This is a genomic window from Rathayibacter sp. AY1F3, assembly GCF_002931975.1.
GTDB lineage: Bacteria > Actinomycetota > Actinomycetes > Actinomycetales > Microbacteriaceae > Rathayibacter.
This window is the reverse complement of record NZ_PSVF01000001.1, coordinates 78,712-92,433: the sequence shown is the minus strand read 5'-3', so window position 1 is coordinate 92,433 and position 13,722 is coordinate 78,712. Positions and strand designations below refer to the sequence as shown.

Sequence of the window (13,722 nt, the reverse complement as noted above, 5' to 3'; positions counted from 1 at the left end):
CAGAATCGGCAGGCGGAACCGGGCGCGGCGTCACCGGGAGGGACGGGAAGAGGTCCGCCGAGTCAGGCGGCGAGCTGCTCGAGCTCCTCCTCGAGCTGCGCGAGCTGGCGCTCCAGGCGCCGTCGTTTGAGGAGGGACGCCTCCGGCAGCGCGGCGCGAAGCCGCTCGCGCTCGGCCTCGGCGAGGGTGCGGCGGGCGGTGCGCAGCTGCTCCTCCCGCTCCTTCTCGCGCTCCTCCGGCGTGAGCTTGCGCGCCGAGATCCCGGCGTCGCTCATCCCGACGGAGATCCACGACGCGGCGATCAGGATCACCTGGCAGACGAGGTTGAACCAGATCAGCAGACCGATGAGGACCGCGAACGAGGCGAGCAGCGGATTGCGGGAGGCACCGCCCAGCAGCTGCGTCCCGAGGACCTTGAGCGCGCCGAGCGCGATCCCGCCGAGCAGCGACCCCGCCCAGAGGTTCTTCCAGGGGATCGAGATGCCCGAGAGGATGCGGAAGGAGCCGGCGAGCGTGCCCGTGTCCAGGGCGAGCATGATCAGCAGGCCGACCGCGCTGCCGGCGAGACGGGCCGGCATCGACTCGCTGCCGATCCCGAGGAAGCCGAACGCCACGTCCACCAGCGAGGTCGAGAACACGGAGAGACCCGCCGAGACCAGCAGCACCGCCCCGAAGACCAGGGCGAGCCCCGCGTCCTTGAGCTTGAGCAGGACGAAGAGGGTCGTGGGTCCGGGGAGCGAGAAGAGCAGCCGGACCGCCTGGCGCAGGCTCCCCAGGAAGTTCAGCGCCGTCCAGAGCAGGCCGGCGGCCGCGATCGCACCCGTCCAGCCGAGGATCGACGAGTCGAGCAGGTCGTCCACCGACACGAGCGCGTTCTTCCCGCCGATCAGGCCGGGGACGGAGCGGGTCACCAGATCGAGGAGGGAGTCGCGCAGCACCGAGTCGTCGCGCACCCAGAAGCCGAAGACGGCGAAGAAGACGAAGAGCGCCGCGAAGACCGCGAACAGGGCCTGGAAGGCGAGTCCGGAGGCGAAGAGGGGCCCGCCGGTCTCGGAGTAGTGGAGCATCACCCGCACCGGCCGCGTCCGCATGACCCGCTCGAACAGGCCCGGGATCCCGCGGGGAGTGTCGGCCGCCTCGGTCATTCCTCCAGCGTACTGAGGCCTCGCGGCGCGCCCGTGCACGCGCCCGCCTGCACGCAGGAACGCGTCCGGCCCGCCGGATCCGAGGATCCCGGCGGGCCGGACGCGTTCGCGAGGGGGATCAGGCGCGGCCGCGGATGACGGCCTGCTTCACCTCGGCGATCGCCTGCGTGATCTGGATGCCGCGCGGGCACGCCTCCGTGCAGTTGAAGGTCGTGCGGCAGCGCCACACGCCCTCCTTGTCGTTGAGGATGTCCAGGCGCGCTCCACCGGCGTCGTCGCGCGAGTCGAAGATGAAGCGGTGGGCGTTCACGATCGCCGCGGGGCCGAAGTACTGCCCGTCGGTCCAGAACACGGGGCAGGACGACGTGCACGCGGCGCAGAGGATGCACTTCGTGGTGTCGTCGAAGCGGGCGCGGTCGGCGACCGACTGCACGCGCTCCTTGCCCTTGGGCGCCGGGGTGTTGGCGACCAGGAACGGCTGCACCTCGCGGTAGGAGGCGAAGAACGGCTCCATGTCGACGACGAGGTCCTTCTCGAGGGGCAGACCCTTGATCGCCTCGATGTAGATCGGCTGCGAGATGTCGAGATCCTTGATCAGCGTCTTGCACGCCAGGCGGTTGCGGCCGTTGATCCGCATCGCGTCGGATCCGCAGATGCCGTGCGCGCACGAGCGGCGGAAGGTCAGCGATCCGTCCTGGTCCCACTTGATGCGGTGCAGGGCGTCGAGGACGCGGTCGGTCGAGTACATCTCGACGTCGAAGTCCTGCCAGCGCGGCTCGGCGTCCACCTCGGGGTCGAAGCGGCGGATGATGAACGTGACGGTGAACGCCTCCGGGGCCGCGGGGGCGGCGGGCGGCTGCTCGAGGGTAGCGGTCGACATGGCTAGTACTTCCTCTCCATCGGCTGGTACCGGGTGATCACGACGGGCTTCCAGTCGAGCCGGATGTGGTCACCGGCGTCGGAGGAGTGGGCGTCACCGGAGAGGTACGCCATCGTGTGCTGCATGTAGTTCTCGTCGTCGCGCTTCGGGAAGTCGTCGCGCATGTGGCCGCCGCGGCTCTCCTTGCGGTTGCGCGCCGAGTAGACGACGACCTCGGCGAGGTCGAGCAGGAAGCCCAGCTCGACGGCCTCGAGGAGGTCGGTGTTGAAGCGCTTGCCCTTGTCCTGCACCGAGATGTTGCGGAACCGGTCGCGCAGGCGCTGGATGGTCCCGGTGACGGCCTCGAGGGACTCGTCGGTGCGGAACACCTGGGCGTTCTTGTCCATCTCGTCCTGCAGCTCCTTGCGGATCGAGGCGATCCGCTCGGTGCCGGTGGCGGAGCGGAGCGAGGCGAGCATGTCGCGGATCGCGCCGGCCGGGTCGGCGGGCAGGGGGGTGAAGTCGACCGTCTTGGCGTAGTCGGCGGCGTTGTTGCCGCTGCGCTTGCCGAAGACGTTGATGTCGAGGAGGGAGTTGGTGCCGAGGCGGTTGGAGCCGTGCACCGAGACGCACGCGCACTCGCCGGCGGCGTAGAGGCCGGGGACGACGGTCGTGTTGTCCGAGAGCACCTCGGCCTTGACGTTGGTCGGGATGCCGCCCATCGCATAGTGCGCGGTCGGCATGACGGGGACCGGCTCGACGACGGGGTCGACGCCCAGGTAGGTGCGGGCGAACTCGGTGATGTCGGGGAGCTTGGTCTCGAGGACCTCTGCGCCCAGGTGGGTGCAGTCCAGCAGCACGTAGTCCTTGTGCGGTCCGGCGCCGCGGCCCTCCGCCACCTCCTGGACCATGCAGCGGGCGACGATGTCGCGCGGCGCGAGGTCCTTGATGGTGGGGGCGTAGCGCTCCATGAAGCGCTCGCCCGAAGCGTTGCGGAGGATCGCACCCTCTCCTCGCGCTCCCTCGGTGAGGAGGATGCCGAGCCCGGCGAGGCCGGTCGGGTGGAACTGGAAGAACTCCATGTCCTCCAGGGGGAGGCCCTTGCGCCAGATGATGCCGACGCCGTCGCCGGTGAGGGTGTGCGCGTTGGAGGTGGTCTTGTAGATCTTGCCGAAGCCGCCGGTCGCGAAGATGATCGCCTTCGCCTGGAAGACGTGCAGCTCGCCCGTGGCCAGCTCGTAGGCGACGACGCCGGAGGGCTTGGCCACTCCGTCGACCTCGGTCATCACCAGGTCGAGGACGTAGAACTCGTTGTAGAAGTTGATGCCGAGCCGGACGCAGTTCTGGAACAGCGTCTGCAGGATCATGTGGCCGGTGCGGTCGGCCGCGTAGCAGGCCCGGCGGACGGGCGCCTTGCCGTGGTCGCGGGTGTGGCCGCCGAAGCGGCGCTGGTCGATCTTGCCCTCCTCGGTGCGGTTGAAGGGCAGGCCCATGTTCTCGAGGTCGATGACCGCGTCGATGGCCTCCTTCGCGAGGATCTCGGCCGCGTCCTGGTCGACGAGGTAGTCGCCGCCCTTGACGGTGTCGAAGGTGTGCCACTCCCAGCTGTCCTCCTCGACGTTCGCGAGGGCGGCGGCCATGCCGCCCTGCGCCGCTCCGGTGTGGGAGCGGGTCGGGTACAGCTTCGAGATCACGGCCGTCCTCGCCTTGGGGCCGGCCTCGATGGCCGCGCGCATCCCGGCACCGCCGGCGCCGACGATGACGACGTCGAACTGGTGGTAGTGGACGCCGTCGGGTCCGACGGTCTGCGCGAAGGCGCTCTGGTCGGCGCCGGTGTGGGAGTGGCCTGGTGTGCTCACGGGGTGGGTGCTCCGTCGTACGGGGATGGGAGGGGGAGGTGCCGGGACGTGATGCCGCGGACCGGAAGGGGCGCGGGCCCCTCTCCGATCCGCGGCACCGTGGTCACGCTGCGCAGAAGGAGGGCAGCAGGTCCGCGGCGGTGCCGGCGGGGCACGGGTCGAACGCGAAGACGACCCAGGTGCCGAGCGCGATCAGCGCGACGACGGCGACGAGGATGCCGCCCTTGAAGGCCTTGGCCAGCAGGGGCGAGGTCGCGTAGTCGTTGACCAGCGTGCGCATGCCGTTGCCGCCGTGGATCAGCGCGAGCCACAGCATGAGGACGTCCCACCACTGCCAGAACGGGTTCGCCAGCTTGCCGCCGACGAAGCCGAAGTCGATGGCCTTGATGCCGTCGCCCAGCAGCAGGTTGTAGATGAGGTGCCCGAAGATCAGGACGATCAGCACGACGCCGGAGGCGCGCATGTAGATCCAGCCCCACTTCTCCCAGTTGGTGCCGGAGGAGCGGGTCGGGGTGTGCGGGGTCCGCGGTGCGGCGACGGTGCTCAATGCGCACCCCCCTCGCTGAAGACGTTGATCAGGTGGCGCGGCGCGAAGCCGAGCATCAGCACGACCCAGAGGCCCATGACGACCCAGAAGAGGACGCGCTGGTTGCGGGTCGCCCAGCTCCAGAAGTCGACCAGGATGATCCGCAGGCCGTTCAGCGCGTGGAACGCGATGGCGCCCACGAGCCCGGTCTCGCCGAGTCCCATGATCGGGTTCTTGTACGTGCCGATGACCGCGTTGTACGCCTCGGGGCTCACGGCGATGAGAGCGGAGTCGAGGACGTGGACGAGGAGGAAGAAGAAGATGGCGACACCGGTGATCCGGTGGAGCACCCACGACCACATGCCTTCGCGACCGCGGTACAGGGTGCCGGCCGGACGCCGGATCTTCCCCTGCTTCCGGGGTGCGAGGGTTTGAGCAGCTTGAACTGACACGAACAACCCTCCCTGGTTGTGCTCCGACGGCCTGACCTGTTCCCACGTCGCGTGGACGGGGACGGGGCGGGGAGCGACGAGAAACTCGCCCTCCGATTCTAAGCGCGCTCGCAGGCGGGCGCGGCTTAGGCGAGCCTTAGCTGCGGGGCAGGGCGAGGGCGGGCGCCCCCGCGGTCGCGTAGTGCGCGAGGAGCTCGTCGGTGAGCGCGCTCCAGGTGCGGTGGAGCACGCGGCGGCGGCCCGCCTCGCCGAGCCGGGCGCGCAGTGCGGGATCTCGGACCAGGCGCTCCACCTGCCGGCGGAGGTCGGAGTCGCTCTCAGGCGCGTAGAGCAGGCCGTCCACGCCGTGCTCGATGAGGTCGGTGGGGCCGCCCGCGTGCGGCGCGACCACCGCGGTGCCGGACGCCTGCGCCTCCTGCACCGTCTGGCCGAACGTCTCCTCCGTTCCGGTGTGCACGAAGACGTCGAGCGCGGCGAAGACCGCCGGCAGCCGGTCGCCGTCGAGCCGGCCGAGCATCCGCGCCGCCGGGCCGAGGGCGGCGGCGACCCGGGCGGAGGAGGGGCCGTAGCCGCCCACGACCAGCTCCGCGTGCGGGAGGGAGGCGAGTGCCGCCATCCGCTCCACTCTCTTCTCGGGGGAGAGGCGCCCGATGTAGCCGACGAGCGCGTCGTCGGCGCCGAGTCCGGCCCGGACGGCCTGCGCGTAGGGGGAGGAGCGGCGGCGCGGGTGGAAGCGCTCGCTCTGCACGCCGCGGCCCCACAGCGCGGTGCGCTCGATGCCGGCGGCGGCGAGGTCGTCGAGGGCGCTGGTGGAGGGGGCGAGGGTCAGGTCCGCCCCGGCGTGGATCTGGCGGATCACCCGCCAGGCGAGGGCGCGGGCGCCGCGGATGCCGTAGCGGGCCGCGAATCGCGCGACGTCCGTCTGGTAGATCGCGACACTCGGCACGCCGAGCCGGCCGGCCGAGGCGATGGCGCGGGCGCCGAGGAGGAAGGGCGAGGCGATGTGCACCACGTCGGGCTCGAAGTCGGCCAGCTCCCGGGTGAGGGCCAGCGTGGGGATCCCGACCGGGAAGTCGCGGTAGGCGATCGCCGGGTGCTCCACGACGCGGTGACCCGCGTAGTGGCCCGGCGCCCCCGCGGCCGGACAGACGACGAGCGCCTCGATCCCGCGCTCCGCGAACTCGTCGAGCACCCGCAGGACGCTCGTGGTCACGCCGTTCAAGGACGGCAGGAAGCTCTCGGTGACGACCGCGACTCTCACGCCCCGGACGCTACGGCGGCGGGATGAACGGCGGCGCGCGCCCGGGTGAACGGACGGTCGCGCTCGGGCTCCCTTGTATCCTGCGGACATGACATCACCTGAGACCGATGGCCGCGCCCCGCTCGACCGCTTCTACAGCGTGATCCCCGCCGGCGGGATCGGCTCGAGGCTGTGGCCGCTCTCCCGGGCCGACGCCCCGAAGTTCCTGCACGATCTGACGGGGTCGGGACAGACCCTCCTCCGCGACACCTGGGACCGCCTCGCGCCCATCTCGGGCGCCGACCGGATCATGGTCGTGACCGGGCGCGCGCACCGCGCCGCCGTCGAGGAGCAGCTCGAGAGCCTCGAGGACCTCAACGTCGTCCTCGAGAGCGAGCCGCGGGACTCGTCCGCCGCGATCGGCCTGGCCGCCGCCATCCTCGAGCGCCGCCAGCCCGGCGTGATCATCGGCTCGTTCGCCGCCGACCACGTCATCAGCGGTCAGCAGCTGTTCCACGACGCGGTCGCCGAGGCCGTCGTCGCGGCGGACGCGGGCTACATCGCGACCATCGGCATCACGCCGACCGAGCCTGCCGTGGGCTTCGGCTACATCCGCACGGGGAAGCACCTCGGGATCGACGGGGCGACGCACACGCTCGCCGTCGACTCCTTCGTCGAGAAGCCCGACGCCGACACCGCGCGCGCCTACCTCTCCAGCGGTCAGTACCTCTGGAACGCGGGCATGTTCATCGCCCGCGCCGACCGCCTCCTCGAGGAGCTCGGCCGCGCGAAGCCGAAGCTGCTCGCCGGCCTGCTCGAGCTCGCCGCCGCGTGGGACACCCCGGAGCGCGGCGCGGTCGTCGACCGCATCTGGCCGGGCCTGGAGAAGATCGCGATCGACTACTCCGTCGCCGAGCCGGCCGCGGCCGCGGGCAAGCTGGCCGTCGTGCCGGGCCACTTCTCCTGGGACGACGTGGGCGACTTCGCGTCCATCGCGAAGCTGCACTCGAGCGGACTCCGCTCGGACCTCGCCATCCTCGGCGAGGACGCGCGTGTGCTCGCCGACTCCGCGACGGGCATCGTCGTCAGCGGCGGCAACCGCACCATCGCCCTCATCGGAGTGAAGGACATCGTCGTCGTGGACACCCCCGATGCGCTCCTGGTGACCACGACCGAGAACGCCCAGAAGGTCAAGGGCGTCGTCGACGCCCTGCGCCTCTCCGGCCGCACCGACGTCCTCTAGCCCTCCGTCCCACCCGTCGAAGCGCGGCCCTCCCCTCGGAGGCGCCGCGCTTCGCCGTTCCGCCCCTCGCCTCATGCGCGTGCGGCGGTCCCGATACGCCGTTCGCGCGGCCACTCGACCACCCTCGATGAGGGCCTCGGCCGTCGCCCTGGGTGCTGGTGGCTGGGTCTCGATACGCCGCTTCCGCGGCAACTCGACCACCATGGAGGAGCATCGCGTCGAGCCCGACCGCGCGCAGCGCGGAGCTCCTCCGAACGCCTTCGACGTCCGGCAGCAGGGGAGAGGGCCGCGAGCCGGAATCGCGTGCCAGCGATTCAGGCCAGCCCGACGCGACCCGCTCTGCGGAACGCACCCGTCGCGAAGCCGACCGCGCCGTGCCGCTCCGCGGCTCGGAATCGAGCCCAGCCGACCGCGCCGAGCCGCTCCGCGGCTCGGAATCGAGCCCAGCCGACCGCGCCGAGCCGCTCCGCGGCTCGGAATCGAGCACAGCCGCCCGCACCCCGCGACACGCTCCGCGTGTCGCGAAGATCAACACTGTGTAACGCTTCCTGAGGTCTACCGTCCGGGCGGCTGAGCGGCTTGTCACATTGGGTAACGTGTGGGAATCGACGCCCTGCTGCGCTCGTCGCGCGGGGCCGCATTCCTGGAGGACGACATCTTGACTATCACCTCGCGTAAGGCCGCGTTCGGCGGTCTCGCCGCCCTCGGCGTCACCGCGCTTCTCGCCGGTTGCGCCTCCGCCCCCGAGGAGAGCGGCTCCAGCGCCGCCGCCGGTGGCGACTTCCTGCCCTGCATGGTCTCCGACGCGGGCGGGTTCGACGACAAGTCGTTCAACGAGCTCGGCTACAACGGCCTCGTGAAGGCCTCGGAGGACCTCGGCGTCACGCCGAAGACCGTCACCTCGGAGTCCGAGACGGACTACGCCCCGAACCTGACCAGCCTCGTCGACCAGGGCTGCAACCTGATCATCACCGTCGGCTTCGCGCTGGCCGAGGCCACGTCGGCCGCGGCCGAGGCGAACACGGACATCGACTTCGCGATCATCGACGACGCGTCGATCGACCTGCCGAACGTCAAGCCGATCACCTTCGACACCTCGCAGGCTGCGTTCCTCGCCGGCTACACGGCCGCGTCGTACTCCAAGACCGGCGTCGTCGGCACCTACGGCGGCCAGCAGTTCCCGACCGTCACGATCTTCATGGACGGTTACGCCGACGGCGTGAAGTACTACAACGAGCAGAAGGGGAAGGACGTCAAGGTCGTCGGCTGGGACGTCGACGCGCAGACCGGCTCCTTCACCGGCGGCTTCGCGGCGGGCGTCGAGGCCAAGTCGGCCGCGCAGTCGCTGATCGACCAGAACGCGGACGTCATCCTCCCCGTCGGCGGTCCGATCTTCCAGTCGGCGATCGAGGCGATCCGCGACTCCGGCAAGGACATCGCGATGGTCGGCGTGGACGCGGACCTGTACGAGACCTACCCCGACGGCGCCGACCTGTACCTGACCTCGATCCTCAAGGGCATCGAGGCCGGCACGACCGACGTCACCAGCTCCGCCGGAGCCGACGACTTCGACCCCACTCCCTTCGTGGGCACCCTCGAGAACGACGGAGTCGGCATCGCGCCGTTCCACGACTTCGAGTCGAAGGTCTCGGGCGACCTGCAGGGCGAGCTCGACACCATCAAGGCGGGCATCATCGACGGCTCCATCACCGTCACCTCCCCGTCCGCTCCCGCGGCGTCCTAGCCGCTTCCTCGAAGAGGCCGGCGGGCCCGAGCACACCTCGGGACCGCCGGCCTCTTCGTCGGTCCGGCGGGCGGATCGGCTCCGCTGCGTCCCTCGATCCCGGCCGACGGCGCATCGTGGCGCGAACCGAAAGTTAGATTGGTCCCATGAAGCTCGAACTGCGTGGCATCACGAAGCGCTTCGGCGCGCTCGTGGCCAACGACCACATCGATCTCACCGTCGAACCCGGTGAGATCCACTGCCTCCTCGGCGAGAACGGCGCGGGCAAGTCGACGCTCATGAACGTGCTCTACGGCCTGTACCAGGCCGAGGAGGGGGAGATCCTGCTGGACGACGCGGTCCAGCACTTCTCCGGTCCGGGTGACGCCATGAAGGCGGGCATCGGGATGGTCCACCAGCACTTCATGCTCGTCCCCGTGTTCACCGTCGCCGAGAACGTCATGCTGGGCCACGAGGAGACGAAGGCCGGCGGGCGCCTGGACCTCGCCGCCGCGCGTGCCCGGGTGCGCGAGATCTCGGACCGCTTCGGCTTCGACGTGGATCCCGACGCCCTGGTCGAGGACCTCCCTGTCGGCGTCCAGCAGCGGGTCGAGATCATCAAGGCGCTCTCCCGCGACGCCCGGGTGCTCGTGTTCGACGAGCCGACCGCGGTGCTGACCCCGCAGGAGACCGACGAGCTGATCGCGATCATGCGCCAGCTGCGCGCGGCCGGGACCGCCATCGTCTTCATCACGCACAAGCTCCGCGAGGTGCGCGAGGTCGGAGACCGCATCACGGTCATCCGCCTCGGCAGAGTCGTGGGGGAGGCGTCGCCGACGGCGAGCAACGCCGAGCTCGCCTCGCTGATGGTGGGCCGCGCCGTCGAGCTGACGGTGCAGAAGGAGCAGGCGGTGCCGGGCGACGAGGCCCTCGTCGTCTCGAACCTCACCGTGCGCGACGCCAACGGCCAGGCCGTCGTCGACGACGTCTCCTTCGAGGTCCGCCGCGGCGAGATCCTCGCGATCGCGGGCGTGCAGGGCAACGGCCAGACCGAGCTCACCGAGGCGATCATGGGCCTGCAGGAGCGGGTCGAGGGCTCGGTGACCCTGGACGGGCGCCGCCTCGACGGGCTGTCCGTGCGCCGCGTCCTCGAGTCGGGGGTCGGCTTCGTCCCCGAGGACCGCACCGAGGACGGTCTGGTCGCCGAGTTCACGATCGCCGAGAACCTCATGCTCGACCGCAGCGACCGCGGTCCGTTCGTGAAGGGACTGGGCCTGCGGCTGAAGGAGCTCGAGCGCTTCGCCGAGGAGCGGGTGCGCGAGTTCGACGTGCGCGCCCAGGGGATCGGCACCCACGTCGGCCGCCTCTCCGGAGGCAACCAGCAGAAGGTGGTGCTCGCGCGCGAGCTCAGCCGGGAGCTGCGGCTGTTCATCGCGGCGCAGCCCACCCGCGGCATCGACGTCGGCTCCATCGAGTTCGTCCACAAGCGCATCGTCGAGACGCGCGACACCGGGGTCCCCGTGATCGTGGTGTCGACGGAGCTCGACGAGGTCGCGGCGCTCGCCGACCGCATCGCGGTCATGTACAAGGGCGGGATCATCGGCATCGTCCCCGCCGACACGCCCCGCGAGGTCCTGGGGCTCATGATGGCCGGGCAGACGCCCGCCGAGAAGGGAGCGGCGGCGTGAGCGACGCGCAACTGCCCGCGGTCGATCCCGACGCGGAGACCGAGAAGGCGTCCGGGCTCGAGCCCGGCCAGAAGCCGGATCAGGAGGTGCGCCCCGGCCCGCTCGAGAGCGGTGCCTCGCGTGTCCTGCGCGAGATCCTCTCCGGCACCGCGCTGATGTCGGTGCTCGCCGTGCTGCTCTCCCTCATCGCGGGCGGCGTGCTGATCGCCGCGACCGACAAGGACGTCCAGGCGGCGTCGGGCTACTTCTTCGCCCGGCCGCTCGACACCCTGCAGGCGATCTGGCAGTCCGTCTCCGGTGCCTACTCCTCGCTCTTCCAGGGCTCGGTCTACAACTTCCGCCGCGAGGGCTTCGCCAACGGCATCAAGCCGCTGACGGACACCCTGGCCTTCGCGACTCCGCTGATCGCCGGCGGGCTCGGAGTGGCGCTGGCCTTCCGCGTCGGCCTGTTCAACATCGGCGGCCGCGGCCAGATGCTGATCGCCGCCGCCTGCGCGGGCTGGGTCGGCTTCTCCTTCGACCTCCCGTGGGGCGTGCACCTGATCGTCGCGCTCGCCGCCGGAATCCTGGGCGGCGCGCTCTGGGGCGGACTCGTGGGACTGCTCAAGGCCCGCACCGGCGCGCACGAGGTGATCCTCACGATCATGCTCAACTACGTCGCGTTCTACCTGATCTCCTACCTCCTGCGGACGCCCGGCGCGCTGCAGGCGCCCGGCTCGAACAACCCGAAGTCGCCCGGGATGAAGGAGACCGCGGTCTTCCCGGCGCTCCTCGGCCCCGGATACTCGCTCACGCTCGGCTTCGTCTTCGCGGTCCTCGCGACCGTGTTCGTCTGGTGGCTCCTGAACCGCTCGACGATCGGCTTCAAGTTCCGCGCGGTGGGGGAGAACCCGCACGCGGCACGGGTCGCGGGCATCGACGTGAAGAACAGCTACGTGTACGCGATGCTGCTCTCCGGCGGCCTGCTCGGCCTCGCCGGCAGCGCCCAGGTGATGGGGACGGTCACGACCGGCTTCACCTCGGGGATCGACGCGGGCATCGGCTTCGACGCGATCACGGTCGCGCTGCTGGGCCGCTCCCGACCCTGGGGCGTGTTCTTCGCCGGCATCCTCTTCGGCGCCTTCAAGGCGGGCGGCTACTCGATGCAGGCCGCCGAGGGCGTGCCGATCGACGTGGTCCTCGTCGTGCAGTCGCTGATCGTCCTCTTCATCGCCGCACCGCCGCTGGTGCGCGCGATCTTCCGCCTCCCGACGCCCGGGGCCGCCCTGAAGCGCCGCACCCGCCGCACCTCGGAGGTGTCCGCATGAGCACCGCCGTCGCCACCGCCCCCGACCGCGTCGTGATCCGCAGCTGGAAGGCGCCGATCGCGTTCGGCGTCTTCGCGCTGCTCGCCGTCGTCCTCTTCGTGGCCCTCGGCCGCGACGGGACGAGCTCGTTCCGCCTCGCCGCGGGGACCGACTTCTTCGCGCTGCCGGACATCCCGTTCCCGACGCGGGGGACGGGCGTGGTCGTCGCGATCCTCCTGGTCGCCCTGGCCGTCGCGTCGGCCGCGCTCACCCGCGCCGGCCGCCGGATCCCGCTCTGGCTCTCGGCGGTCTTCGCCCTGGTCTTCCTGATCGGGTTCCTCGTCTGGGCGTCGGCCGGTGCCGCGCTGCCCGTCTCGGGGCTGCTGCTCGGGACCGTCGGGCTCGCCACTCCGCTGATCTTCGGCTCGCTCGGCGGCGTCATCTCCGAGCGGGTCGGAGTCGTCAACGTCGCGATCGAGGGGCAGCTGCTCGCCGGCGCCTTCACCGCGGCGATGGTCGGCTCCCTCACCCGCCAGCCGGTGCTCGGCCTGCTCGCGGCGATGGTCGCGAGCGTTCTGGTGTCGTTCGTGCTGGCCGCCTTCGCGATCAAGTACCTGGTCGACCAGGTGATCGTCGGAGTCGTGCTGAACGTGCTGGTGACCGGCCTGACGAGCTTCCTCTACTCCCAGGTCCTCTCCGCCGACGCGTCGACGTTCAACTCGCCGGTGAAGTTCGACCGCCTCCCGATCCCGGTGCTCAGCCAGGTGCCGATCGTGGGCGCCGTCCTGTTCAACCAGACGGTGATCGTCTACCTGATGTACTTCGCGATCTTCGCGGTGTGGTGGGGCCTGTTCAAGACCAAGTGGGGCCTCCGCCTGCGCGCAGTGGGCGAGCACCCGCAGGCCGCGGACACCGTGGGCATCGATGTCGCCCGCACGCGCTTCTGGAACGTCTCCCTCGCCGGGGCGATCGCCGGAGTCGGCGGCGCGTACTACACGCTCGACGCGGTCGGCGCGTTCGGCAAGGAGATGACCGCGGGTGCGGGCTTCATCGCCCTGGCCGCCGTCATCTTCGGCCGCTGGGACCCGATCAAGGCGACGCTCGCGTCGCTCCTGTTCGGCTTCGCGACCAACCTGCAGAACGTGCTCGGCGTCATCGGCTCGCCCGTGCCCAGCGAGTTCATGCTGATGCTGCCGTACGTCGTGACGATCTTCGCGGTGGCCGGTCTCGTCGGCCAGTCCCGCGGACCGGCCGCCGCCGGCAAGCCGTACCTGAAGTCCTGAGAGGAGCCGTCGTGACCGACATCGACTGGGAGGCGCTGCGCGAGGCCGCCCTGGAGGCCATGAGCCACGCCTACGTCCCGTACTCGAAGTTCCCCGTCGGGGTCGCCGCGCTCGTGGACGACGGCCGGACGATCTCGGGCTGCAACGTCGAGAACGCCTCCTACGGGCTCACGCTCTGCGCCGAGTGCGCGCTGGTGTCCTCTCTGCACATGACGGGCGGCGGCCGGCTCGTCGCCTTCACCTGCGTCGACGGGAAGGGCGGCGTCCTGATGCCCTGCGGGCGCTGCCGCCAGCTGCTCTTCGAGCACTCGGCCGAGGGCATGCTCCTCCAGACCGTGTCGGGCGTGAAGACGATCGACGAGGTCATCCCCGACGCCTTCGGCCCGCGCACGCTCGAGGCCTACGCCGCCTCCTAGCG

At 70.8% G+C, this 13,722-nt stretch carries 12 protein-coding genes; 6 read left to right on the top strand and 6 right to left on the bottom strand.

Annotated elements, in window-relative coordinates; all coding sequences use genetic code 11:
* Nucleotides 1-62 precede the first annotated feature (62 nt).
* The 6 genes from C5C39_RS00400 to C5C39_RS00375 all read right to left on the bottom strand — a co-directional run bounded on the left by C5C39_RS00400 (nt 63) and on the right by C5C39_RS00375 (nt 6,102).
* Nucleotides 63-1,145, bottom strand: coding sequence for a YhjD/YihY/BrkB family envelope integrity protein (locus tag C5C39_RS00400; RefSeq protein WP_104223189.1), 1,083 nt, complete (start codon nt 1,143-1,145; stop codon nt 63-65).
* 118 nt (nt 1,146-1,263) lie between these two features.
* A complete protein-coding gene (locus C5C39_RS00395; protein ID WP_068254543.1) occupies nt 1,264-2,025 on the bottom strand; it encodes a succinate dehydrogenase iron-sulfur subunit in 762 nt (253 codons plus the stop codon).
* A 2-nt stretch (nt 2,026-2,027) separates the two neighbouring features.
* Complete coding sequence (gene sdhA / locus C5C39_RS00390) at nt 2,028-3,764, bottom strand: succinate dehydrogenase flavoprotein subunit (RefSeq protein WP_244230709.1); 1,737 nt, start codon at nt 3,762-3,764, stop codon at nt 2,028-2,030.
* A 202-nt stretch (nt 3,765-3,966) separates the two neighbouring features.
* Nucleotides 3,967-4,410, bottom strand: coding sequence for a succinate dehydrogenase hydrophobic membrane anchor subunit (locus C5C39_RS00385; RefSeq protein ID WP_104223187.1), 444 nt, complete (start codon nt 4,408-4,410; stop codon nt 3,967-3,969).
* Nucleotides 4,407-4,841, bottom strand: a complete 435-nt coding sequence (gene sdhC, locus C5C39_RS00380) for a succinate dehydrogenase, cytochrome b556 subunit (protein WP_374952907.1) — start codon at nt 4,839-4,841, stop codon at nt 4,407-4,409. The genes C5C39_RS00385 and sdhC overlap by 4 nt, the downstream gene beginning before the upstream one ends.
* Before the next feature lie 136 nt (nt 4,842-4,977).
* Entirely contained in the window at nt 4,978-6,102 is a 1,125-nt protein-coding gene (locus C5C39_RS00375; RefSeq protein WP_181134817.1) for a glycosyltransferase family 1 protein, read from the bottom strand.
* 88 nt (nt 6,103-6,190) lie between these two features.
* Between C5C39_RS00375 and C5C39_RS00370 the strand changes: the two genes are divergently transcribed.
* From C5C39_RS00370 to C5C39_RS00345, 6 genes are all read left to right on the top strand, one after another.
* Nucleotides 6,191-7,324 (top strand): mannose-1-phosphate guanylyltransferase, encoded by a 1,134-nt coding sequence (locus tag C5C39_RS00370; RefSeq protein ID WP_104223184.1) that lies wholly within the window; start codon nt 6,191-6,193, stop codon nt 7,322-7,324.
* Nucleotides 7,325-7,982: 658 nt separating this feature from the next.
* A complete protein-coding gene (locus C5C39_RS00365) occupies nt 7,983-9,068 on the top strand; it encodes a BMP family protein (protein WP_104232890.1) in 1,086 nt (361 codons plus the stop codon).
* 146 nt (nt 9,069-9,214) lie between these two features.
* Nucleotides 9,215-10,735, top strand: coding sequence for an ABC transporter ATP-binding protein (locus tag C5C39_RS00360; RefSeq protein WP_104223182.1), 1,521 nt, complete (start codon nt 9,215-9,217; stop codon nt 10,733-10,735).
* Complete coding sequence (locus C5C39_RS00355) at nt 10,732-12,042, top strand: ABC transporter permease (RefSeq protein ID WP_219813302.1); 1,311 nt, start codon at nt 10,732-10,734, stop codon at nt 12,040-12,042. Before C5C39_RS00360 ends, C5C39_RS00355 begins: the two co-directional genes overlap by 4 nt.
* Complete coding sequence (locus C5C39_RS00350; RefSeq protein ID WP_104232837.1) at nt 12,039-13,304, top strand: ABC transporter permease; 1,266 nt, start codon at nt 12,039-12,041, stop codon at nt 13,302-13,304. The genes C5C39_RS00355 and C5C39_RS00350 overlap by 4 nt, the downstream gene beginning before the upstream one ends.
* Before the next feature lie 11 nt (nt 13,305-13,315).
* Nucleotides 13,316-13,720, top strand: coding sequence for a cytidine deaminase (locus C5C39_RS00345; protein ID WP_104223180.1), 405 nt, complete (start codon nt 13,316-13,318; stop codon nt 13,718-13,720).
* Nucleotides 13,721-13,722 lie beyond the last annotated feature (2 nt).